This window comes from Neobacillus sp. DZ-9, assembly GCF_059587065.1.
Map to the genome: position 1 here is coordinate 71,390 of NZ_JCAIOL010000011.1, position 25,832 is coordinate 97,221.

A 25,832-nucleotide genomic window follows, 5' to 3' on the forward strand; every position below is an offset into this window, starting at 1 on the left:
GTGGTCTGCCCCCTTTTCTTATTTAATTTCCATTATTAAAATCCTTTTTTAATTCCTCCATCCGATCCATTAATTGAACTAGACGGTCATAGTTTGTAACCTGGCTTCTTAAGGTTGGTTGAAGCTTGTTGTAGGCCACTTTGCAGTCGTTGACACGATGCTTATCAGATAACGTCAATTGATCCACATCAGGAAGTGCATGGATTTGACGAATGACTTCCGTTACCTTTTCATTCAAGTAAGCGGTACTATATCTTAGGCTTTCTCTTTCATCCTCCTGCTGGACGGAATAATAGATTCTTCCGGCCTCAGAACCGAAATCCAGCTGTTCAAAGGCAATCGTTCCATCTTGGTCAGCCTTCTTTTCTGCCAGAATATCCTTCGCATCTAAGGATTTATATAATCGAACCGTTTGACCTTTTTTCACTCTTTCAATCGTTACCTTATCTTCAGCTCCTGCGTTGTTTTCCGCCTTTACAAAATGCATCATCACATTTTCTGTTCTTGGCAAGGCAGCACTTTCAAACATCTGCCAATCATAAATACGGATCGCACCCCAAGGGGAAGTACCGCTATTATAAATCTGCAGTTTGAATTCCCTTGCCGTAACAGGCTGATCTAACACCACATCTGTCACAGCTTTCGTATTATTGGTGATCCGTTTGGCGCTGACCCATTGGCCGTTTTGATTTTTATAAAGCAGCTCAAAATCCACGGTGTTCATGTTATTGGCTTCCCCGCCAAATTCTGCATGCTCCACACGCCAGCGGCGGATGGTTTTCTCCTCACCGATATCAATCGTCATATAACCGGTTTTCATATTGGTTGCGCACCACTTACTATTTGCGAGAGATGTTCCGTCCAGTGCTTTAGAAGCTGGTTCTGCCGCATTTTCCGCGGAGACAGAGGTTACCTTGGCCTTTAACGCCACATTCGGCGAAGTAGGGTTTTTCTCGATCTCTGTTGCATCCGTCCCCATGCTCCAATCAAAAGAAATGGTGGCGGCTTGACCGCGTACATAATCCTGATTGACCGGCACCACTTTCAGTTTCGTGATGTTATCGGCCGAAGCATTTTCAATCGTTCTCGTAATATTTGGTGTATAGAAATAGTTATTCGGTGTAACGCCCAATAGTGTGTCCACACCATCAGCATTCTCCTGATAAACCTCATAATGCAAGACATTCTTCTGCTCGGACCAGCTTAGGCGGGCTTCCGCCTCAAAGGCTGTTTTTGGCATATTTTCCATAATTTTCACATCAGCAGGTTTCGTAAGCATGGCTGCTGCGGCATCATAGACGGACAGCTCACCTAAATGAATCGAGTAGTTTTCCATTTTTTCAGCGTTGTTGACTTTCAAACTTAGCGCATAGGCTGTTTTCCCGGCATCCTTTCCAAGGTCGACAACTGCTGTCTGCCAGCCATCACCCGACTTAGGCAGCGGATAATATTTCATGTTGCTTTGTGCATAGTCTTCACTATAGGCCACACCCAATGACATATCCGCCCCCGATTGGTTTTGATAAACAACACGGACCTTGGTTGTGTCCGTAATCGGAAGTTTGGAGCTGTACAGCATCGTGTCATTGACAGAGCCCGCTTCGAGCGCACCGCTGAATTTCAGCGAATTGCCTCCGTTATAGGCTTTATCAAAATCATAGGAAACCTTGATTTTGCTGCCTTCACCTCGGATCCACCAGCGCCAGGTCGGCATGATATCTTGGATGGAACGGTTATTCCACTCAAGGCCGCTGGCAGTTTTTCCGTTCACAAAGTATTGTTTTCCATGGCCGCTGTTAAAGTTTGTTGTAAAAGGCTTCGACTGAATAACAGATGCATCCGTGACAAAACGCGCCATCCCTTTCCAAGCAGCCGAATCATTGGCAAGGGTAGGATCGCCCTGCGGTCCTGTCCATAAATTCTTTTCCTTTTCATGGAAGTCAGCTGGGTCAGCCGCTAATCCCATTGTCGAGTTTGGAGCATAAAGAGCAATCGACACCTTTGGCTGTTTCTTTTCATCCAGCAGTGCATCGGTATTAATTTTGGTATTATAGGAATTCTGTTGAATTTCAAAACCGGCATAGGCATCAAAAGGGCTGCGGTTATGGCCTTTCATCGTCTCTACGGTCGTGTTAATCTTACTGGTTGTCCAGTTATAGTTTAAGAAGAACTCATCCACGGCATATTTCCCATCTTCTGCCGGTTTCACATACATGTCATTTTTGCTGTTGATGGAATCCTGATAGTTGATGGCTCCCGTATTGTCCTGGGCGTCATACCAACTGACATTCAGGTTGGAATTTCGTTTAATATAGCGCATCATTTCATTCATGCGTTCGGCTGTTGCCTTGCTGACACCAGACGTTTCCTGATTGAAAAAATAGCCGTCAAAGCCAAAGTATTTCGCTACCTCCATCATCTTGTCGGCGACTGGGAAACTTCCATCCTGTTTCTGTTGTGTGAACTTTTCGATTTCTTTGACTCCCTCAGCTGAGCTGCCCCATGGGAAACCAAGCGTGGCATAAACAGGCACCCCATTCCGGTGGGCGGCATCGACGATATCCGGTGTAGGAATGGCAAAAATCCCTTCATTGGTTCCTGACCAGTAAATATAGGAATCTAGTAATTGCCAGTTATCAAAAGCGTATACATTAAAATCATTGCTTCCGACAGAGCTAGCCTCATCATGATTCCAGTTCGTAATCGCAGCAGAGGTGATGCCAGCCTTAGGATTGGCCAGCGGATTCACCTGGGAACCTTTAAAGCGATTTTTGTTTAACGGAATGCTGGCACGGTTTATTTCAGCATCCGGGTCGTTTTCAGGCGACCAGTTCAGAAGTGTTTCAACCCTGAAGGCCGGTGCCAGCGGCTTTAGACTGAGCCTGTCCGCATAATTCTCATTGACGATGTCCGTCCCGTCCCCATTAACGGCGGCTTTTGCCCCGGGGACACCCAGTGAACCGAGTAACATGAAAGCCGCCGATACAGATAAAATGCGGCCGAACAACTTGCTTCTATTTCTCCTCATCTCGCTCCTCCTCTTAGTTAAGCCACTGGGACGGTTCTCATAGCTTTCGCCAATGTACACCGGAAAAAGCCAGCGGAACCGTCCTCATGGCCACATGGTCATGGTTATGGATTCAGAAATCCATGGACTTCAAATTCAAATATCCTCGCAGCCGTATCGCCGCCTTGGGTTGGTTTGTCAATCCACAAACGGACATAGCGCGCATTTGTTAACGCAATGCTGTGTTCTGAAACCGCCGCTGTATTATCGGTCACCTTAACAATTTCTGTCCAATTTACTCCATCCTTGCTTACTTCAATCCTAAATGCCTGGGTGTTAAAGGCTTGCGGTTCCCCGCCCGCTTGTGCATGGCGAATGACAAACTTGGAAAGGGCAAACTGGTCGCCTAGATCCACCTGCAGCCAATGAGGAGCATTCCCCAATGCACACCATTTACTGTTTACTTTGCCGTCGAACGCATACTTCGCTGCTTCAGACGGAGCACATTGTCCGCTGGCGATCGCGGTCTTATTTAATGCCACATTTTTAATGTCCTTAGCTGCTTCAGAAATGGTAATCATCGCTTCTCTTTTCAGGACACTTTCACCCTCGCTGTTTTTCGCAATCAGTGTAACCGAGTAGACGCCTTCTTTTTCATAGGTGACGACCGGATTTTCCTCATTACTCACTGCTGGAGTTCCACCTTCAAAATGCCATTCCACTTCTTCTGTTACTTCTGATGAACGATTAAGAAAATGAATTTCCTGCCCCGGAGCCGCTACCGTTTGATCGGCACCGAAATCGGCTTCCGGCTTTGGATATGGCGGCCAATCGAACGTAACCGCTGTTGGCTCGCTTCGTTTAAATTCTTTGTTCACCGCAACAATTTCCAACGTAGTGCTGCTTTCTTTGCCGCTTCTCTTCAGATTGGATAGGTAATACACCTTATTAGGAGTAGCACCAACAAACTCTTTTTCATTGTTCGGCAGCTTGCGGTAAATTTCATAGTGGCTCACATCGGAATCAGACGGCTCCCATGCAAGCGCAACGTCCGCATAGATTCCTTTATTAAACTCAATTTTATTTACCTTTCCATCTTTCGGAGCATGGAGGGAATTGTGTTTTTCCTGTTTGTTATAAACCTTGATTTCTCCGATATTGGTCGTAAAATCTTTCACTTCCTGGTCACTTTCAACCAAAAGTGATATGGCTGCGATGTTTTTACCGCTGTATTTTTTTAGTTTAATTGTATCGGTCGTCCACGGTTGATCGGTTAGTTTTTTTACATCAAAAAACACAAATTGGTCGGGTTTATCAGTAAAGCTGACTCCCAGTTTCATGTTTGGCTTTTTCAAATCTGTTTTGTATGTTAGCGAGATTTCCGTATCCTTTTGGATCGGCAGATTGGTTTTATAAAGCTTGATATGTGTTGGATTGTCAGCCTCAATTGTTCCTGATAGCTTTAACGAGCTGCCGCCGTAATAGGCCGTATCCCAATCGAAATCAACGTCAACAGTCTGCCCGCCCTCTTTCAGCCAGCGCCAGGTCGGGAGAATATCCTGAAGACTGCGGTTATTCCAGGACTGATTGCTTACCGTCTTTCCATCTGTAGCGAAAAACTTGCCGCTTCCTGTATTAAAGTGCGTCACAAAAGGAAGCTCCTCGATCGCGGTTTTATCCGTAAAATAATGGGCCATCCCTTTCCATGCCCCGTTATTGCTGGTTGCTGCAGGGTTTTTGGACTTTCCAACCCAGAATTCATTTTCCTTCTGATAAAACTCCTCCATCGTGCTAGCCGTTTTAAAGGCCCAATCCGGACGATAAATGCCTAAAGAAGTTAATGGTGCTTTACCCTCAGGGAAGATCCCCTCCCAAGGAACGTTGGTGCTTGTCCCATTTGCTTCCACATCAATCCCCGTAAACAAATCATACGGGCTTCTGCCAATTTCCTTAGCTTTATTAACAGAAGATTGCTGGTTGCTCCACCAGAAGTTTAAAAACATACTGTCAGAAACACGTGTCTGGCCGTCCTGCAGGAAGCTGCTGTTTTGATTGGTCAACGCATTTTGCCAGCTAACCCTCCCGTCCTTTGTCATCGAATCGTACCACATGATATGCATGCCTTCACTCTTATGCTGCTGAAGATAGACAAGGAAATCCTTCATTTTTTGAGCTGTCTTGGCATCTCCGCCTTCGGTTTCCTGGTTAATAAACCAGCCGTCAAATCCGTAATAGCGTGCCGCTTCAAGCAGCTTGTCCGCCGCAGGGAAGGAGCCGTCCTCACGTTGGGTCAGCATTTGGTTCAGCCACGCAACCTTTCCGCCATAGACGGTCGGTGGAAAGAAAACGTTTCCTAAAATCGGTACGCCATTTTTATGGGCAGCGTCAATGACGTCCGCACTTGGCGGCACGATAATCCCTTCACCCGAAGAACCTGCCCAATACACCATAATGTCGACGTATTGCCAATAACTGAAGGTATTCGCCAAAAATTCCTTCCCGCCTTGGGAAGGTACACCACTCGTTGTGGGGTTGAGTGCAGACAAAGCTACTACCTTTGCATCTGATTGGGCATGGTCATTAACTTTGTATAACACGTCCCGTTTGCCCAATGGAATTTGGCTGCGGTTAAACACAGCATCCGGATCGTTCTCTGGCGTCCAATTCAATAATTGCTCGGGATACCAATAAGATGATTCTGGCTGTTTGGCATAGCTTGTGTTGGGTGATAACCCCACAATAAAGATGCCCAAAAAGAAAACCAGCCACAAATAGCCCTTTTTCACGTTTTTCACTGTTTCTCCTCGCCCTCTATCTATTTTTTATATTGAAGCTTAAGTAAGCATGCTTCCCTTTTCCCTGAATGGGACTATAGAATGATAGCGCTGCCAAAATTACCTTCGATGATGTTTTTCCGTCAGTCATTCCCATTTGACTCATTTTTTCCCATCTTATTCTGAGCAGATTGCTCCGTCAACGAATGCACAAAATGTGATTTAGTTTTTCCATCATCTCTAAGGTTTTTCCAGTCTACGGGGACGGTTCTTCTGGCTTTTCTTTAAGGGGACAATCGGAAGTTTTGCGCGTGAAAAGGCCCGACTAGCTGATAGGAGCTAATCGGGCCTAAGTTCATGGGGAAGGTTCTCATGGTTTCTGATTGGGTTAGTTAATACCAGAAAAGCCGTCCCCTTGGTCCAATATTCTACAAAATCACCTTCAAACAAAATTAATTAATCGTTCGATTAATTATGCCCAAAAGCCTTCTGTTAAAAGGTTTTTCTTGAAAAGAGCATGAATTTTTTGTCAGTTAATTAATCGTTTGATTAGTTAGAGGCATAACCTTGATCTAACAACATTTTTATCTTTTTTCTATAAGAAAATTGACGAATAATCGCTACCGAGATGCTCCTTTTTCAATCCATCAACTCAACATACTACAAAACTTACAAATCTCAACAAAATCCACCAATATTAAAACCAATCAATCGTTTGATTAAAAGTGTACTAAAACCTAACAAATAGGGATTTTTTTGATATAGGGGCAAATTTTTTGTCATTTAATCAAACGATTATTTAAAAATGGCTTCAGCACGCTCTACTCGTGGGCTTCCCTTCTCATGATGCAATAAAAAATGTCGAAAACTATGAAGCCATAGGGACAGTTCTCATGGTTTCTAATGAGGTTAGTTAAAACCAGAAGAACCCTCCCCATGGGCCTGGTCTCCATTCAATTTCGTGCTAATCGATAATCGGTAGGGCTGAACAGCATGTACTTTTTGAACATACGGCTGAAATAATTGGCATCATGGAATCCTGTTCTGGCAGCGATCTCGCTGATGGGTAAATCCGTCATTTCTAAATACGACAAAGACTTGTCAATTCTCAAGCGATTCAAATAGTCAATCAAACTTAACCCTACTTCCTTTTTAAACAAATGACTAAAATGATACCGACTTAAGCAGCAATACTGTGCTATCTCATTCAGAGTCATATTCCTCTGATGGTTTTCTTTAATATAATCTATCGCTTGTTGAATTAAAGGAGTTACTTCCATTTGATTCGTGTTCAAGGATTGCTCTGTAAGCCAAACCGCATATTCACAAACCTGGTTAACAAATTTATCGTAACGAATGATATGATACAGGTTTTGAATAAAATTTGTATTGTTTGTAAGGATGGTTGTGGCATTGGCGCCTGATTCCATCACCCTTTTGGACATTAATAAAACAATGGACACTACTTCTGTTTTGAAAATATCCTCATTAAAATGACAAGCCTCCGCTATTTTTTCCATGAGGTGTTTCAAACAATTAATGCTCCCCTCTACATCCCCAATTTTAACAAGGGCCAGCAGCTCTGCCTTTTCTTCACTAAACGGATTGATGAATGACGCCTCTTGATTCCGTTCCATTTCGCAATGAAAGATTAATTGATTTCCTTGAAAAAAACGCCCCGACATGGATTTCCTTGCTTCAATAAAAGATTGGTAAAGGAGGTATGGATTTTCATAATATTTTCCAATTCCGATTGATACAGAAAAGTCACTTGAATAAATAGAAAGCTGAATTTCCTTTGCCATTTGAAGCATTTTTCTATTAAATTCATCTTCTGAGTCCTTTTCATCCAACTCCAAAAGTAGGGCAAGAACCCCTTCCTCAATCCAATTCCAGAGAAATGGAATACGGACTGTCTCTTCAATTTTTCCCACTAGCTGTTGCCCAATCTTTTTTCTCCACTCTAAAGAATTCCTGCTTGCTATATCGGGATAACGATCGATTGAAATAATCATCACTAAATGGGGTTGGATAAATATCCCGAACCTTTGTTGTACCTCTTCAAATGTCCCTTCATGAACAAGCGTTCCTGAAAGCAGAAGATGTGAAAAAGCAGCGCTGTTTGAATCTTGCTTCATTTTCATTCCCCCTCGTTCATACTATCCCCTAATTGAAAGAAAAAGAAGCCGCTTCTCTCTCTAAAGATAAAGCGGCTTCCTCCTTAAATGTTTACTATTCTATTTCTCCAATTAACTCTTCGACTAGTATAACGATTTCTCCTTCTTGGATGTGTTGGAAAATGTTTTCAATATCAGGATGGAAAAATCTGTCCTCTTGTACAGTAGGTACTTTCTCACGAATAAACTCATGGACCTTCCCTGTTACGGGTGATGGATTCAATGATTCATAGAAGTCTAACGCCTGCGTACCTAGCATCAATTCAATCGCTAAAATATATTGAAGTTTCTTAGAAATTTGATAGGCTTTCTTAGCAGCAAAATAAGCAAAACTCACCACATCCTCTTGATTCGCAGAAGTGGTGACATTATCAATGGTAGCTGGATGAGAAAGAACCCTGATTTCATTTAATAAACCGGCAGCTGTATATTGGGGAATCATATATCCATTATTTAAACCAGGATTGACCACTAAGAAGTTTGGCAATTCACTCACATGATAATTCACCAATCGGTCAATCCGGCGTTCCACCATCTTGGCTAAGTTCGCCATTGCGATACACATGGCATCTGCATCCATTCCTACATAGGAACTGTCAAAGTTACCTCCACTGAGTGCGATTCCATCATCACCTTCAGGCCAGATGATGGGATTATCACCAACGGACTGCATTTCATTCATCAGGTTTTCCAATGCATTTTTCAATACCTTCTTTACGGCACCATGGACCTGCGGAATACAGCGCAGACTTAGCGCATCCTGCAGCCGATAATCTTTGTACTGTTCGGCAATTTGACTTCCATGAAGAATTCTGACTAAATTCCGGGCTGTTTTACTTTGTTCCTCGTGTTTTTTTACGGAATGTAGACGAGGATCAAAAGCTTTAATGGTTCCTTTTAACGATTCGAACGACATGGCTCCCGAAATATCAGCCGTTTTGACAGCTTGAATCGCATTATATAAGGCGAGCGCGGCAAACGCTGTAACGGAAGTAGTACCGTTTAGAAGAGCCAGTCCTTCTTTACAACCTAAAGTAACTGGCTTTAATCCAGCCTTCTCTAAAGCCTCGCAACCTGAAAGGAGTTCGCCCTTATACCAGGCTCTACCTTCACCCATTAAAACTAAAGCAATGTGTGCTTCAGGAGAAAGATAGGCCACTGAACCATCACCGGGTACAACCGGCAAAATATCATGATTCAATAATCCGGCCATAAGCTCTAAAACTTCTAAACTGACTCCCGAAAATCCATGCCCTAAATGGTTTAGAATCGTGAACTGAATCGCTCTAACCACTTCTTTTTCCAGTGGCTCCCCTACTGAAACAGCATGGGATCGAACAATATTCCGTTGGAGGATTTCTGCATCGTCCTTCGAAATCACTTTTGTGACATTACTGCCAAATCCAGTTGTCACTCCATATATCGCGCGTTCTTCCTGTAAAAACTTTTCGATTAACCCGCGTGATGCTTTGACCCTGCTGCGGTACGCAGCTGTAAAGGAAACTTTTGCGGAATACCTTGCAACAGCGACCACCTCTTCAATCGAAAGCCCATGATCTCCAAGAATAACTTCTTTTATATCTCTTGAGTGTAAGGATTCATTCTTTGTCATCTAACACACCTCTTTATCTAAAAATAAAGCTTATGATAAATTTCTTTTTCCTGAAAGCGAAGAATCGATGGTTGTCCCCGTTTCAAGTTCTGGCTTATTGACACCGCTCATCGAAGAATACTTTGTTTCTGGAGCCCATGCGATCGAGACAATTGTTCCAATCAATAGAACCACACTCATCGCGATCATCGATGGGCCCATTCCCCATGAACTAACGCTAACGGGCAGCAGAAACGTTCCAATGGCAGAACCAATTCGGCTGACAGCAGTGGTGACACCTACACCTGATCCGCGAACTTCTGTTGGGAAAAGTTCGGCAGGATAAATTAACGTTAGATTGGAAGCGGCAGACATCACAAATGTGAAGGTTGCAAAAATAATGATCGCAATTGTATGTGAATCCTTAGGCAATACACTTAAAAGAAATAAAGAGACGGTAAGAATGATAAACGTATAAATGGTGAAACCTCTGCGCGAAAATTTTTCTGTACACCAAACCCCAACGATGGCTCCAGCTAAAAGGAAAAGGTTAAGCTGCATATCAACACTGAAGGTCTCTTCAAATCCCATTTTACTTAAGATTGTAGGAAGAAAGGTATAAATCGCGAAATATGGAACAACCTGACATACATAAAATAATGATCCAAATGTTGTACGTTTCCAAAGCTGTTTACTGAAAAGGTCGACCATACGGAAGGCCTTTTCAGAATGAGACTTAATTGTTTCATCCATTATGGCATTTGGTCCAATATATTTTCTTACAATGGCACGGGCCTCTTCCACACGCCCCATTTTAATTAACCAAAGCGGCGATTCTGGAGTACCGATACGTAATATTAATAAAATAAAAGCTGGAATAGCAGCACTCATCAGCATCCATCGCCAAGCTTCCGGACCTGCTTTTTGTAAATAAAAACCGACAATATTCGAAACAACATAACCCACTGTCCAAAGGACATTTAAAGAAGAAAGCAATAATCCTCGATACTTTCTAGGGGCAAACTCAGCGAGTAAAGTCGATCCAACCGCGTAGTCTCCTCCTAAGGCAATCCCGATCAATAAGCGTAAAATGAACAGCGTCCATGGATCATTTACAAAGAACTGTAAAGCAGAGGCAATCCCGATAACCAAAAAATTAGCTAAGTAGATTTTCTGTCTGCCAATCCGGTCGGATAACCCTCCCAGTAACAGGCTCCCGAAAAAGAGGCCAATTAAAGCGGAGCTTCCGATTAATCCTTCCCATATGGCGCCTAGTTTCATTTGTGGCCCTATTAAGGAAAGCGCCATTCCAATAATCCCTAAAGCATAACCATCCGAGAAATTGGAACCGAACGTAAGGGCGGTAATCCGAAGATGGAATTTATTAAGCGGGGCATCATCGATGTAATATTTTTGATTGCTCATAAAAGGCTCCTTTTCTGTATATATTTGATTTTTCAGATTTATTACAATAAAAAAATAACTCCCTTTCATTATTCATGTATGCGTTTTCACTTTAGCTTACTAAATTATAATATGTTAAAAGAAAGAATGCTCTAGAGGATAATTCGATTTATTAGCACAATATTGCTATATTAATGTGATGATCAGCCAAACAAAAAAAGAGGGAGACCACGTAGGTTTTCCCTCTTTTTCAGCTGCCCATTCATATTAATCTATTTATTTTTACATTTATTTGAAAAACGATGAAGTGAAAACATGGAAATATCATAGGATGTTTTACCTTCCTTAATGAGATCACAAATAATTTTTCCTATGACACTTGCAAATTTAAAGCCATGTCCGGAAAAACCAGCCGCTATCATGACATTTGAAAATGCCGGGTGCCGGTCAATAATAAAATGCTCATCAGGAGTAAGCGTATAAAGACATGTTTTGCCTTTAATCAAGCGCCCATTGGCTCTTGGCAGGTACTTTTGAATAAAATTCCGGGCCTCATGCTCATCTGATGAAGCCGAACCATATTCCCGGTTGAAACAATCCGGGTCTACCCTTTCACCACCATCATGTCTTCCAATCTTTACCCCGCTTCCATTTATACTTGGAAACCCATAATAATGTTCATTTCCTATATCAATAGAGAAAGCCGGAAAACCTTTGGAATCATAAAGATACTCATCACATTCAAACCATGAGACTGTCTTACGTGTCGGCTGAAGAGGAAGGTCTACTCCTGTTCCCTCCAGGATTTTCCCTGTCCAGGCTCCTGAACAGACAACCACATACTCAGCCGTATATTGTTCATTTTCTGTATGTACAATGGCACCTTCAGCAAACTTTTCTATTTTCTCCACCTTTGTATAAGGTATTATGGTCATCCCATTCGCTAAACCTAACCTGCGATAAGCACGAATACATTCTTCACTATATAGGACTCCAGAGTTCATTTCTAGACAGCCAACGAATCCTGGTGGTAAAGTGATGCCTGACCAACGGCCATTGATTTCTTCACTTGATAGGATTTCAAGTGGTAAAGAAAATTCCTTGGCACTTTTGATGACTTCTTCGATAAATGAGGAACCCTCTTCACCTACACATAACACTCCCGTACGAGAGAACAATTTCATTCCTGATTCTTGTTCCAATTCACTCCATAATTCCTGAGCTCCGAGTGCAAGAGGAACATAATTCCTTCCTTCTCCATAGGCATGACGAATAATTCTAGTATCCCCATGATGGCTGCCTAAGCTATGAGGGGGATCATACGAATCTAGTAATAATGTTCTTTTCCCAAGCTTTGATAAGTAATACCCTGCAGCCATGCCCATTGACCCGGCGCCAACAATGACAACATCATAGTGATCCTTCAATTTCATACACATCCTTCCAAATATGAAATTATAATATCAGAAATTTCTTTCTAGTTGGCGATTTTTTCATTCACAACAAAAAAAGTGTCCAGTTACTTAAAACTGGACACCTACTAGATATTATTTTACAACAGTTAAAGTGCTGAACTTCCTAGAATAGAATATCACCCAAGAGGACCTAATTTCTATTTGCTCAATGATCTCCACTTGCATTTATTATTTATAAATCAGTTTCTTTTTTACAAAAGAACTAACTTTTGTTTTATAAAATGGTTAACTTTTTCATAATCCTCAACCGAATCAATCTCAAACCAATCCTCTGAGTCAATTTTTGAAACATAGACCTTTACTTGATTCAAACTGTCTTTGACAATGTCATCCCAATATAAATTCGTAAATTCCCCGTTTTCAATGACTTCTTCTAACTTTTCTTTAATAAAAAGGCCATCTGATTTTGACCAGTAGGATATACCCGACATAATATAATCGGTGCCGCTGCCAATAATGATGTCATGTACCTTATTAGAAGAATCAAATTTAAGAATCCATTCACCTTCGAAATTTGATTTCATTCCTGTAAAATAGGTGGAACGGACCATATCAGTCTTAAAAAAGTTTGTGTTCATATAAACATCCGCTTCCGTCACAATGGCATCCTCTAAATACTCTCTTACTAAATACATCGTGTACACATTATTATAGACATCAAATTTATCATTATGGATGAGTGTAACATGGTATTTATCCTTTAAATAATCAAATTTTTCTTTTAAATATCCCGTTACAACCACGATATCCGTAATACCTTTTTCCATTAAAAATTTTATTTGTCTCTCCACCATCGGTTCTCCTCCAACTTCAACTAATGATTTTGGAGTATGTGTGGTTAATGGACGAAGTCTTGTTCCCATCCCTGCTGCTAAAATAATGGCTCTCATGGATCCTCTGCCTTTCTAAGCTACTTTTTCTTCCATATCATGCATAGACACTAATTCTTTCGGATTCCCAGCTACAAAGATCGATCCGATAATGACGATGAGTGAACCCGCAATTAATTGTAAGCTTACAGGAGTACTCATAAATAACAGCTGCAGGATAATGGCCCATACAACATACGTAATATTCAAGGAAGTACTTCTTGCCGCACCAATGATATTGATGGCTTGGTAGTAATAAATATAGGAAGCCGTTCCAACTAATGCCGTAATCGCAATGATTAACCCTACTTTAGAAGTCAGGGCAGAAAATGCTAAATCATAGCCTCCAATGAATGGAATGATGATCAGAGCGTAAAAGATTCCAGAAGTAGCTTGGCGAATATTGATCGCTTGGTCTGGATCCATGTCCCCATCCTTCATTCCCAAAGCACAGATAATCCCTTCAAAACTCCAAGCAAACACAGTACCAAACGCAAACAGTAATCCCAGCATAAAATTACTTCCAATGGAGAATTCTGATGGCATATAGCCAAGAACCAGCACGCCAATAATACCAAGCGCGATTCCCAGCCATACGCGGCCGTTCATTTTTTCCTTTAGAACAACGGCGGCAAGAAGGGCACTAACACCAGGGAAAACAGCCGTAATGGCAGCCGTATAGGCTGGACCAATGTATTTAACACTTAGCAGATAACACGTCATTCCTACTGGCCCGCCTAATAAGGCCCCCAAAACAATGACCAAGCCGTTTCTTGTTTTTAACGACTTTAACACTTCCCTGAATTGCCCCTTTACAATCATATAGAGAGTGGTCCAGACGGCCGAGAAAAAATCATGCATAAAGGTAGCAACAAATGGCGCTAAAAACACCGCTTTGGCTGAATCAATAAATGGAGTACTTGCCATAATGATCCCAACGAGGACCGTATCGATTCCCCACGTCGCTCCTGCTAAAACGCCAGCCCCGAGCCCTTTTTTTGCATCTCTTAAACTTTTAATTTTCATGAATGTAACCCTCGTTTTTACATTTTTCGTCTAATAAGTAATATTCCCCTACATTTTCCCTTGCCCGTGTAAAACGAGTGAGCGCATACGAACCAAAGTCTTCCCCGCCTGCTTCCTTCATTAATGCCCAGACCGTCCATAAAAAGTCTAGAAAAATCTTATTCATTAATAACCTTTGACGGTTTTCCAACGTGATCGTGCCGTTAAAATATTCTAATAAAAATAACTGTTCTTCTGCTTGGGATAATTCTGCTTCAATGATATAAGCAGCCACATCCCAAAATGGATCATTCATACCAGCAAATTCCCAATCAATGAGATACATCTTATTTTCGCCGCTTTTCACAAAGTTTTCAGCAAGTGGATCAATATGGCAAGGGGCTAACGGAACATGTAAAGATAAATACTCATCCTTCAATTGAAGAACCTGCCTTTTTACTTCCTCATAACCTTCCAAAAAGGTTCCATTTGAACTGATCAAAATCTCTTCATATTCTGTTAGCTTTTCGAACATATCAAACCGTTCTTCAAAATCCTCTCTAGATGAATGCAATTTTCTAAAAATCTCTGCCACCATGACAAGATTGTCTTCTCTTTTTCCTGTTTTAGGATTAAGGGTTTCAGCATCTGGTATATATTCAACAATCTTCAAACCAGTTTGCTCATTAAAGTAGGTAACTTGTGGATTAATGCCCAGCTTGCTCATCTTCTCAGCGACCCTTTTTTCCAAAGGTCGATTTAGATATTGTTCTGTTCCTTTCCCAGGCACCCGAACAGCATATTCTTTACCATCCACCATGACTTTATAGTTTCGATTGGTTAACCCGCCAAGGGATTGGACGGATTCCACCCATTCTTTATTGATGCTCAAAGCGTCTGCAATTAATTGTTTTAATTCATCTTCCTTGAATGCTTCTTCTTTCACTTGCAGTAAAGAATAAACTTTATCGATTACCTTAAAATAATCCTCTTGATTATCCATTTCCGCCCAGATGAGATCAGAAATTTTTAAATAGCCTAAGTGAACGGTTCGCGACACATCCAGAAGCATGTACTCATAATGGATAAACGGATTTCGATTCGTGTCATAAAGTTTAAGCATCTCTTGATAGATATCATAGGAAATTTTTGAAATCCCGATCAATTCCCCATCAATGCCGTTTAAACAATGGCTATCCTTGGAAATCTGATGAATATGGCCGTTTCTTATTTCAACAAACGCCTCATCCCCAGATCCACTTTCTTTTGTAATGAGCGTACAGTCTCGTTCATGATGATGTAATAACTCCACAATTGCTTGTTCTTCGATAAGAATGTCATCTTCAATAAGAAGGAAATCATCTGTAATATACTCAGCTGCACAAGCAAGTGAAGCCATACTCCCAGTCCAAAGATATCTAGGGTTTTCTGCCAAAATGATGTGATTCTTTCCTTTAAAACCTTCAAAACCCTTAATTTGTTCTTGTTGATATCCAGTTACAATAATGATTTTATTGATTCCATTATCCTCAAGAATCTTGATGGTTCTTTCAAATAAAGCGGTTCCATGAATATCAAGTAATCCAGCTGGTTTACCAAATGATTCTCTTATTCCAGCAGCTAATATAACAGCCTGAGTAATGTTTTTTTTCTTTTCATGCTGGTTGATGACTACTTTTTTTTCTTTCAAATGACCGATCTCCTCAATTAAGAAATTCTTTCCTTTTTGTGTTAATAGATATCTTGAACCTTTTCCGTTTTTTTCTATTTTTATGAATCCTTCGATGGATAATTGGTTAATTGTATAATTTGCTTTCCCAATGGAGATCCCACAATTATTCGCTAGTTCTCTTTGACTAATTTCAGGTTCCTTCAATAAGATCTCCAAAATATTAAACTTATACATTTATCGCTCACTCCAACCGTTCATTTTTTGAACAGTGTAATATTACCAGTATTACTTTAAATAGTAAATATAAATAATTTAACACTTTTTAGATCGCATAGAGTGGTTTTGATAGATCAAAATTACCCAAAAAAAAGAGAAGTGCTGATAACACTCCTCCCTTCGCCTTATGTATTTTAATCATTTAAGAACATGGTTGCATTAAGAAGAATTTAGTTCAAAAATTAACAAAACAAAAATATTAAAAATAGAAGAAATAAAAAAACGCAAAAAACCTGTGGATGGTCACATTAAAGGGTCCGTTTTGAGGTACTTTTAATGGTCCACTTCCTGCCCCAAGTGAACAAGAATCACTTGGGGATTGTTCTTCCTAGCAGATTTATAAAGAAAGATCAGCTAAATTCTAAGATAAGCTTCCCTTCTCATATTCCAGCGCGGCTAATTTCTTGCTTCTTTTTTTCAAGCTATAGGTTGAGCACCAAATACTTGCTTCAAAGAGTAATAGTAAGGGAATGGATACAGAAACATCCGATACAAAATCGGGTGGAGTTAATGAAACTCCTATTACTAGTAATATTAAATAGGCAACTTTCCTGCTTTTTCGCAGGTAATTTGGCTGAAGAATCCCGACACTCGTTAAAAACATCACGACAACAGGTAATTCAAATACTACGGATATTGGGAGAACGATATTAAACATTAAAGTAAAATAGTTTGCCAGACCATACGTTTCTACCGCCCCAATCGATTGATTAATAGAGGTCATAAATCGGATCGTCATCGGAAAGACAACAAAATAACTGAAAAGTGTTCCAAACAAAAACAAAAAGAAGGAGAGCGGTATATAGAATACAGCTGCCTTTGCTTCTTCCTCCTTCAACCCGGGTTTTACAAACAGCCAAATTTGTAGCAAAAGAACCGGCAGCGTGACCAGGAGTGAGATAAGGAATGCACATTTAAAATAAATAATGAGTCCATCGGTGAAGCTGAATACATTCCAATCAATACCTTTGGCTACCGGTTGGTGCTTAAACCATTTTAAGAGGCGAGGAGATAGAAAAAAGCCCGCAATTAAGCTTGCCGAAAAGAAGGATAACACAATAATAATTCGCTTCCGGAGTTCTGCCAGATGCTCAACTAAGGGCAATTCTTTCATAGGAATCCTCCTTGTTATTGAAAAACTCATCAGTACATCTTTAAAATTATTTTTACAATTTTAATGGGCAGCTTCTTCTGAATGATTGAACCAATGCGAAGCCGCCCCCTTATTTATTGAAAAACCAGTGCATTCCTATTCACATATAAACTACTCTTTGCCAATCTCCTTTTTTGTCTCAGCTTCTTCCTCTTCTCCAAATACATCTTCCCTAATCTCCTTGGCAGAGCTACGGAATTCGCGCAAAGTTTGGCCAACAGCCTTGCCTAATTGCGGAAGCTTGGAAGGCCCGAACAGCAATAACGCAACAACTAGAATGATAATTAATCCTGGTAAACCAATTGAATTGAATCCCATTTTGATATCCTCCTATTTAAACTAAGCTTCCAGCTGTTTTTAAGTATTTATCCATTCCCTCAGCTGCACGATAGGATAACGCCCCAACTGTTCCAGTCGGGTTATAGCCCGAATTATGTGCAAAAGCGCTGGCACCTGGTACGAAAACGTTTTCAAATTCCCACATCTGCAGATAATTATTGACTGCGCTTGTTGTCGGATCCGCCCCCATGATGACCCCGCCGGTATTATGAGTGGACTGGTATGGAACAATATTATAGGGTCCTAGCTTTGTATTCGTAAAAACCTGATCTGCTCCCATCTCTTTCAAAATCGTTTCAGCCTGCTTGCCCATGTATTCAACCAAATTCCGATCCTGATCTTCAAAATCAAACGTAATCCGGAGCAGCGGGTTTCCGAAAGCATCTTTATAAGTTGGATCCAAATCTAAATAATGGTGTTTGAAGGGCATGGATGATCCCTGTGCAGACACACCCAGCACACTATTAGCATATTTCACGGACTGGGCCTTAAATTCTTTTCCCCATGTTGGAGTACCTGGAATGGTAGAATTATTGGCAATGGGACGTTTGCCAGATTGGGAGGTTGACATACTCCCTCCGTGTATGAAGCCCAGATTCGAATGATCAAAATTATCGCCATTGAAATCATCCAAACTGGCCCCAAGTGCGCCGGCACCTGCAAACAGATTAAATTCCTTTTTAAAGAACCCTGATGCGGAACCGCCATTGGTTTGATAGGCATAGTTTTTCCCAATTACCCCGCGTCCGGTGTTCGGATCATATGGGGTGCCCATTTTGGAAATCAACAGCAATCTGACATTATTCATCACATAGCTGGTGACGCCGACTACCTCAGCAGGCTGGAAAAATTCCTCCCCTGTTTGCGTATCAATATAGGTGACACCCGTTGCCCTTTTGCCATCATGCTCGATTCGTGTTACGTTTGAATGCGTCCGTAATTCAAAATTTCCCGTCTTTTCTGCGACAGGAAGAACTGTTACAACAGGATCAGCCTTGGCGCCATATTCGCACCCGAACCGTTCGCAAAAACCGCAATATTGGCAAGCCGACCGGCTAATATTATCCGGATTAGTATAGTTTTCAGATAGATTCGCCGATGGAGACATATAGGGATGTAGATTTAATTTCTTGGCAGCATCAATAAATAGTTTAAGAGCCGGGCTTGTTTTCATCGGCCCTGTTGGATAGGGATTGGATCGTTTTCCGGCTAACGGATTTTCCTCTCCGGAAATGCCGCATGTTTTCTCAAACATATCATAATATTTTTCCATTTCATCATAGGTAATTCCCCAATCTTGCAGTGTCATATCTTTGGGGATCTTATTAGCCCCATACTTCTCCATCGTTTTGCTGCGGATTTCAAAATCATAGGGAAGAAAGCGATAGGTCTGTCCATTCCAATGCATTCCTGCTCCTCCGAGATTATTCCCTAGAAGAAAGGAACCATATTGCCGCATCGGCAAGGCACGCATTTTGGAATTATTTCTAAATGTATTCGTTTCTTTTGAAAGATCCTGCATCAACTCAAAGCGGGAGGCATAGCGGAGCTCATCATGGACCATGGAAAAGTCCGCAGTCTTTTGCGTTTTCCCTCTTTCCAGTCCCACAACTTTATAGCCTTTTTTCGTCAGCTCAGCTGCGAGAATGCCGCCGGTCCAGCCTACACCGATTAAAACCACATCCGCTTTTTTCATTTGTTTTGCCATACTATCCACTCCTTAAGTTATGAGCTATGTTGAGAGTTTAAGCTCCTCGGCGCTATCTTGACAAAGTCTTTATCAATGATGCTGGCATAGGTTCCTTGATGACCAGGGAAGTTTTTCATTTTCCAGCCTTCCATATTCCTGTTCCCGCCATATAGCGGGTCTGAATAAGCCCCTTCCAAGGTTGCCCCTCTTAATACCGAGAAAAAATAGGCGGCAGAAATCCCTTTTAATTGAACCTCTCCTTTTTCAAACGAAGTCAGAACGGCATCCTGTTCCCCCTCCGTTAACTCATAAAACGCTTTTTGAGATTTGGCCTGGGCTTGGTCCTGAAGTCCCTGAATTCCGATTTGGAAAATTTCCTGCCGATTCAGACGTCCTTGATACCCTTGCGTTGCTTCTCCAGGAAAAAATGGACCCTGGGTATACTCCTTTGCTCCGGATCCCCAGGCACCGGCCAATTGGTGATCTATGAAGTAGGCAACTAATAAATCCTTGGCACCCGGCCCATTTTCGTCTTTGGGAAAAATTCGCTCAGTTGCCGCATCAATCACTTGAAATTGTTCCGGGGTAAAAAACATTAATGCCTTGTTCGGTTCAGGTGCAGTCATTTCGTGATTATCCTGTTTCGCAGAATCAGGCTTAGGCTTAGTTGTTGTTTTCCCCATATATAAACTGCCTACTATGCCTCCTCCTACTACCAAACCACCGACAGTAAAGCCGGCATTCTTAATAAAGTTGCGACGGGACATATCCTTTTTCTGATCTTCACTCATAACAAAACCTCCATTTCTAGATAAGATGGTTAAGCATAAGGCTTCCAGTTTCTCTATTACGCAGAATAGAGGTAAAAGAAAGAACCAAGGCAGGGTAGCATTATTTTTCAAGCAGAGAAGGATAGGAATTTCGATTGATTCAGTAGTGATTGTCATATAAAGAGGAAAATTCTTTGTTCTATTAACTGCTTAATCACTGTTTATATAAAGCTATTCTTTAGACTCCCGAAATATGTATGTAACATTTATGATGGTAATCTAACTTTTTCTTAAAATAGGTTAAGAGAGACTGTAATAAAAGATTTAATAAAAAAGAAAACCGGGCTGGCTACTATGAGTCAACCCGGTTTTCTTTACAACATAAATTCACGAAAGTTATCGTCCGAAACCACTAAACATTATTTGAGTGATTGGAGGCTAACGGCAATCTTTGCTCCCAGGACGGCATTATTTTTCACAAGGGCAATGTTGGATTCCAATCTTTTTCCACCAGTTAATTCTACTACCTTTGCTAATTCTATAATTTGTTAAAGAAATTCCGCAGAAACCTTGATAAATAAAGAAAAAGACGTATGCCAATTCATACCTCAATTCTTTGTCATTTATTAAGGAAGCACACGAAAACGGAACCTTTTATGGTTACATAGAGAAGGTATTTCCCAGATTTTTCATCAGACTTAAAGTAGTAACTTAATTCTCCTGTAACAGTAAATTTACAATTAAACCTTATAATCAAAGGAAAATATAGTTATGAGGTGATACGATGCTTACACTTTGGCATAAATGTAGAAAAAACTATTTTCAAACGCTTGCAAACAATTGTATGTGCGAGAATTTAAGAAATAGGTTTTTAATGAAAGCATCTTATCATAGGCATAAATTAGTTAAAGAGCAATAGGCAAGGAATGCATACTTTGATCATATGATGCACATAATCAGTTCAAAAATGAGATAAAAAAAAGCGGCCGGATTCACATTCCGTCGCTTTTTTTGTTTCTTTCTTGTGTAAAGTGCTCTTACCTTTAATCCTAGCTGCTGTCTTCTCTAACTATACAATACGCCCTCACAAACATTACGATCTTCTCGTACAAGCTCATGTTTCGGCAAATCTTGTCTAATAATGGACTCAAAGGAATCACAGACGATATCATTTTTTAACAACAGACTACCAGATACAGCAATCTTCATTTGAGAATGTAAAGAATTCGGAATGGTTAATGCACGTTTTACAAGCTGAGCTAATTGTTCTCCAGCTTCTCGTAAAATGGATATAGCTGGTTCACACTTCTTTTGTGCAACATCATAAACGAGTTCTGATAGTTTAGCAATTTCTTGTCTAGAGGCTGCATAAACAAAGCTTTTAATATCAGACATGTTCTGGCCTTTTATCGAGTTCAGAATGGCCTGTGTTAATACATCATGGTTATTTTTTGTTTCCAATTGGAACATGGCAAATTGTAGGGCCTTTATACTGATCCAATATCCGCTTCCTTCATCACCCAATAAGTACCCCCAGCCGCCAGTACGCCATTCTTCACCATTATACCGGCCTAAAGCAATCGAACCAGTTCCCGCGATGACTAAAATGCCATCTTTCCCTTGAAGAAGGGCAGTATGGGCAAGTTGTGCATCATCAATCACAGTAAGCTTGCAATTTAAGGTTTGCACAAGATCAACTTCTATTCGTTGGCAAATCTCCTTTGAGTGGGCACCTGAGGCTCCTAAGAGAATCCGTTCAGGTTGAATCCCGCCCATCTGTTCTATACATAACTGGATTGACTTGCGAACCTGCTCGATGCTGCCTTGATATTGAACGGAGAAATTAGCAGGCCCAGTTTGAACTGAAAAAAGGGTCTTCCCCGTTGTGGGATCAAATGAAGTGGCCTTTGTTTTCGTTCCTCCCCCATCGATTCCGATCATATATGTCATGTTCCATTCCCCACCGTCATCTATGATTTTTCATAAAAAAATTTCTTTTTCCTATATTTATTGCTTTCCTTTAAAAAACCAATGGCTTCTCTTGTCTCATCTATATGTGTGAGTGTTTTCTCGTATTGTTGAGAGGCGACACACATAAAAAGAATATCCATCATATGCAATTGGGCGATACGTGAAGATGTCGCTCCGCTTCGGAATGCTGCTTCTTTTGTTTTTGAAGTGTAAAGCCGAATGTCTGCTTGTTCAGAAACCAAAGAAGGGCCGTATTTTGTTAAGCTTATAGTTTGTGCTCCTTTTCGGTTCGCCAGTTCTAGAATTTTTGCCACCTCAAATGTATTGCCGGAAAAAGAAATTCCAACCACTACGTCATCCTTATGGGCAATAGCCGCTAAAGAGGCTGCCATATGGAAATCTGTGAATGCTGTGGCAGATTTATCAATTCTCATAAATTTTTGCTGAGCATCTTGCGCAATAATGCTGGAGGCACCTACGCCAAAAAAATGAATGGTACGCGCATTTTGCAAAACTGTAACGGCTCTCGATAATTCATCCGGACTTATTAGCTCAGCTGTTTCATTTATCGCTTGAATGCTGTTGCTCGTCATTTTCTCAATAATCGAAAAGGAGGATTCATCCAGCTCGATATCCCGAAATCCTTGAACTGCAGCCTTTTGTAAATCACCGGCAATTCGTAACTTTAAATCTTGAAAGCCCTTTAAATCCAATGATTTACATAATCGAATGACAGCCGCTCCACTGGTGAGACTTCTTTTCCCAATTTCATGTGAGGTTAGCGAAAGGGCCTCTTGCGGATTCTCTAAAATGTAGGTGGCAATTTTTTTCTCTGAGGGAGGCAGAATCGGAAGCATTTCTGAAAGCCTTACTAGTCCGCCTGTCATAAAAGACATATGAATCAACTCTTTCTTTTCATCTTTTTTAAAGCAATATTCAAATAAAAATTGGTTCCATTTTTAATCAATAGTGAAAATGATAAAACCTGTATAGATAAGACTTCTATACAGGTTTCAGTTACCTCAAACGCGATTTAGTAAGATCGAGCTGCTGTTAAAGCTTCATAAATGCCAGTAACCACACTGCCGTATTTTCCGGTATTGAACACATCCCCGGCAAAAGTGTTTGGAGCTTTTATTGGGTCTATAACAGATGAATGCTTTTTATTGGTCAGTAAAGCAATACCTAAATTTTGTTCGAAATCAATAATAGTAACTGTACCTGTCCAGCCTGTGTGTCCAACTGCTGTCTCGCTTGCATGCGGACCAAACATCCACGTCATGCTGCTATTTCCGTTTCTTCGCCACCCGAGTCCATACGTTGGATTTGTTGCAGATGGCCGGACGAAAGTATGAATGGTGTGCTGATCAAATACTCTCACTTCCCCATAGCCGCCCCCATTTAACATCACTTGCAATAACACAGCCAAGTCGTCTGTATCAGAGAAAAGTCCTGCATGTCCAGAAATACCATCCATACAATAGAATGCTTTTTCATCATGGACTTCCCCTTGTAAGGTGTATGTCCGCATATTTGGAAAATTTATCACTCCGTCACGAGTATTGCCCATTAATTCAGTTGCAGCAAAATCCTTTTGTTTAAAACCTTTTTGAAGAGGATTAAACATTGTGTGCATAAGGCCTAGTGGTTTGTAAATGTTATTTTCAACATAATCGTCAAGCAATTGTCCGGTCACTTTTTCAACAATATAACCTAATAGCATATAATCCACATCACTATATATGTTCTTTGTGCCTGGTTCATATTGCAGAGGTGTTTTAGATAACATTTTCAGCGTCTTAACGCGATCTTGCGAATAAAGCTTACCAGCTGCAGCGGGATTATGATATTGAGGATCAGCTTGAAAACCCGCACTGTGATGCAGAATGTCGATAAGACGCAGCGTATCCTTTCCTCTGATCTTGTCTTCCGGCTCATCCATAAATTCAGGTAAATATTGCTTCACCTTGGCATCTAAATCGATTTTCCCTTCGCTGACAAGCTTTTGCAGCGCAAAATTGGTTGCATACATTTTGGTGTTTGAAGCCAAATCGAACATGGTATCGGCCTTCATATTCTCAGCATGACTCATTGGCGTCAGGCCGTCATATTTTTTTGCATACCCATAAGCCGTGTTTTTAACCATTTTTCTATCTTTGATAATCAGTAAAACAGCTCCTGGAAAACCATTGTCTATATCTTCTTGAATCCATTCATCAACCTGCTTCAGTTTCTCTGAAGAAAATCCAACTTCTTCAGGATGTTTCACCTTGCTCAACACTGGAAAGGTATCGTTATATTTAGCTGGCTTCATCACATTCATCTCTGAAGGCCCCCCAAAAAAAGATTCAATAAACAAGACGCTATGTTTACGAGTGTGAGCTAAAAACAAATCAAGAAAAATATCCGTCTTGATAAATAAAACGATATTTCATCATTTACCTATTTTTAAATAATAGAAAATTTTAAATATTATTATAGATTTGAGATTCGTAGTTTGTAAAGTGAAAAATTCGCAATAAAAGGCTCGTGCTAGATGGTCGACTTGACGCAGTTTGCGTACATCCAAAAGATACAAGGGCGCGTTACTGGTTCAGCAAGCAAAGTAATATTTTTTGAAAATTAATATTGATTTAAAAATTCAGATTGTTATAATAATTTCATGAAATAAAATTTCACAAAAGAGAGGTGACATCCATGTTGGAATCCCTAACGACCGAGAAATCCAATCACCAGACCATGCATCTCGATGCCATGAACACTCACGATATCTTGACTATCATGAATGACGAGGATACTAGTGTTCCTACGGCCATCCGCGGCCAAATTCCCCAGATTGAAAGAATAGTGAAACGTGTAATCTCGTCTTTTCAAGCAGGAGGAAGATTGATTTACGTCGGTGCGGGCACGAGCGGCCGGCTTGGTATTCTGGATGCGGCAGAATGTCCTCCTACCTTCAGTACCCCGCCTGAGATGGTCCAAGGATTAATCGCGGGCGGTACCAGTGCGATCCAAGTGGCTATCGAAGGTGCTGAGGATAACGAAGCACTGGGCAGGCAAAATTTGCAAGCGCTTACTATCACATCGAAAGATACGATCATCGGCATCGCCGCCAGCGGCCGTACACCGTATGTGGTTGGGGCAATGCGATACGCCAAAGAAATTGGCGCATCGACAGGCAGTATTTCCTGCAACAAAGATGCGGTCATCAGTCAATACGCTGATATCGCAATAGAAGTCGTAACGGGTCCAGAGGTGCTGACAGGCTCGACGCGCCTGAAAGCGGGAACTGCTCAAAAATTAGTATTGAACATGATATCGACCGCATCCATGATCGGGATAGGGAAGGTATACAAAAATCTCATGGTCGATATGAAGCCAACGAACCAAAAGCTCGTAGAACGTTCCAAACGCATCATCATGGATGCGGCAGAAGTCGATTACGAAACGGCTTCCCGTACATTCGAGGAAGCAGATCAACACGTCAAAACGGCCATTGTGATGATTTTGGCGAACTGTGATGCAGCGTCGGCCAGAGAAAAACTGGACGAACATGGCGGATGGATCCGAAAAAGCGTATATACAAAGTAAAGCAGCAAACACACCCGTTTGTTAGGATCATTCTTTTAATCAAATATCGTACGATTCATGACAAAAGT

17 protein-coding genes and 1 pseudogene are annotated in these 25,832 nt (G+C 41.0%); 1 reads left to right on the forward strand and 17 read right to left on the reverse strand.

Annotation, left to right across the window (positions count from 1 at the left end; all coding sequences use genetic code 11):
• Window positions 1-22: 22 nt before the first annotated feature.
• From AC59HZ_RS25145 to pbp4b, 17 genes and pseudogenes are all read right to left on the reverse strand, one after another.
• Window positions 23-3,028 (reverse strand): endo-beta-N-acetylglucosaminidase, encoded by a 3,006-nt coding sequence (locus tag AC59HZ_RS25145; protein ID WP_496548495.1) that lies wholly within the window; start codon window positions 3,026-3,028, stop codon window positions 23-25.
• A 104-nt stretch (window positions 3,029-3,132) separates the two neighbouring features.
• The gene (locus tag AC59HZ_RS25150; protein ID WP_496548496.1) at window positions 3,133-5,802 is read right to left on the reverse strand and encodes an endo-beta-N-acetylglucosaminidase; all 2,670 of its coding nucleotides are present in this window, start codon (window positions 5,800-5,802) and stop codon (window positions 3,133-3,135) included.
• Between the two features lie 932 nt (window positions 5,803-6,734).
• On the reverse strand, window positions 6,735-7,919 hold the full coding sequence (locus tag AC59HZ_RS25155) for a helix-turn-helix domain-containing protein (protein WP_496548497.1): 1,185 nt from the start codon (window positions 7,917-7,919) through the stop codon (window positions 6,735-6,737).
• Window positions 7,920-8,013: 94 nt separating this feature from the next.
• Window positions 8,014-9,570 carry a histidine ammonia-lyase gene (gene hutH, locus AC59HZ_RS25160; protein WP_496548498.1) on the reverse strand — a complete coding sequence of 519 codons (1,557 nt, stop codon included), beginning with the start codon at window positions 9,568-9,570 and terminating at the stop codon, window positions 8,014-8,016.
• 30 nt (window positions 9,571-9,600) lie between these two features.
• Window positions 9,601-10,974, reverse strand: coding sequence for an MFS transporter (locus AC59HZ_RS25165; RefSeq protein ID WP_496548499.1), 1,374 nt, complete (start codon window positions 10,972-10,974; stop codon window positions 9,601-9,603).
• Between the two features lie 251 nt (window positions 10,975-11,225).
• A complete protein-coding gene (solA, locus tag AC59HZ_RS25170; protein ID WP_496548500.1) occupies window positions 11,226-12,386 on the reverse strand; it encodes an N-methyl-L-tryptophan oxidase in 1,161 nt (386 codons plus the stop codon).
• A gap of 233 nt (window positions 12,387-12,619) precedes the next feature.
• Window positions 12,620-13,318 (reverse strand): sugar phosphate nucleotidyltransferase, encoded by a 699-nt coding sequence (locus AC59HZ_RS25175; RefSeq protein WP_496548501.1) that lies wholly within the window; start codon window positions 13,316-13,318, stop codon window positions 12,620-12,622.
• A 15-nt stretch (window positions 13,319-13,333) separates the two neighbouring features.
• Window positions 13,334-14,323 (reverse strand): DMT family transporter, encoded by a 990-nt coding sequence (locus tag AC59HZ_RS25180; RefSeq protein WP_496548502.1) that lies wholly within the window; start codon window positions 14,321-14,323, stop codon window positions 13,334-13,336.
• A complete protein-coding gene (locus tag AC59HZ_RS25185) occupies window positions 14,313-16,208 on the reverse strand; it encodes a phosphotransferase (protein WP_496548503.1) in 1,896 nt (631 codons plus the stop codon). Before AC59HZ_RS25185 ends, AC59HZ_RS25180 begins: the two co-directional genes overlap by 11 nt.
• Before the next feature lie 403 nt (window positions 16,209-16,611).
• Window positions 16,612-17,364 (reverse strand): twin-arginine translocase subunit TatC, encoded by a 753-nt coding sequence (tatC, locus tag AC59HZ_RS25190; RefSeq protein WP_496548504.1) that lies wholly within the window; start codon window positions 17,362-17,364, stop codon window positions 16,612-16,614.
• Between the two features lie 150 nt (window positions 17,365-17,514).
• Window positions 17,515-17,721, reverse strand: a complete 207-nt coding sequence (locus AC59HZ_RS25195; RefSeq protein ID WP_496548505.1) for a twin-arginine translocase TatA/TatE family subunit — start codon at window positions 17,719-17,721, stop codon at window positions 17,515-17,517.
• 16 nt (window positions 17,722-17,737) lie between these two features.
• Complete coding sequence (locus AC59HZ_RS25200; RefSeq protein ID WP_496548506.1) at window positions 17,738-19,450, reverse strand: GMC family oxidoreductase; 1,713 nt, start codon at window positions 19,448-19,450, stop codon at window positions 17,738-17,740.
• Window positions 19,451-19,467: 17 nt separating this feature from the next.
• Window positions 19,468-20,223 carry a gluconate 2-dehydrogenase subunit 3 family protein gene (locus AC59HZ_RS25205; RefSeq protein ID WP_496548507.1) on the reverse strand — a complete coding sequence of 252 codons (756 nt, stop codon included), beginning with the start codon at window positions 20,221-20,223 and terminating at the stop codon, window positions 19,468-19,470.
• 398 nt (window positions 20,224-20,621) lie between these two features.
• A pseudogene (locus tag AC59HZ_RS25210) lies at window positions 20,622-20,738 on the reverse strand (pseudouridine-5'-phosphate glycosidase); the annotation flags it as partial.
• Between the two features lie 529 nt (window positions 20,739-21,267).
• Window positions 21,268-22,152 carry an N-acetylglucosamine kinase gene (locus AC59HZ_RS25215; protein ID WP_496548508.1) on the reverse strand — a complete coding sequence of 295 codons (885 nt, stop codon included), beginning with the start codon at window positions 22,150-22,152 and terminating at the stop codon, window positions 21,268-21,270.
• Window positions 22,153-22,172: 20 nt separating this feature from the next.
• The gene (locus AC59HZ_RS25220) at window positions 22,173-23,069 is read right to left on the reverse strand and encodes a MurR/RpiR family transcriptional regulator (RefSeq protein ID WP_496548509.1); all 897 of its coding nucleotides are present in this window, start codon (window positions 23,067-23,069) and stop codon (window positions 22,173-22,175) included.
• A 137-nt stretch (window positions 23,070-23,206) separates the two neighbouring features.
• A complete protein-coding gene (gene pbp4b, locus AC59HZ_RS25225) occupies window positions 23,207-24,496 on the reverse strand; it encodes a penicillin binding protein PBP4B (protein ID WP_496548510.1) in 1,290 nt (429 codons plus the stop codon).
• Window positions 24,497-24,870: 374 nt separating this feature from the next.
• Between pbp4b and murQ the strand changes: the two genes are divergently transcribed.
• Window positions 24,871-25,764: an N-acetylmuramic acid 6-phosphate etherase gene (murQ, locus tag AC59HZ_RS25230; RefSeq protein WP_496548511.1), complete on the forward strand. Its 894-nt coding sequence runs from the start codon at window positions 24,871-24,873 to the stop codon at window positions 25,762-25,764.
• The last annotated feature ends 68 nt before the right edge of the window (window positions 25,765-25,832 follow it).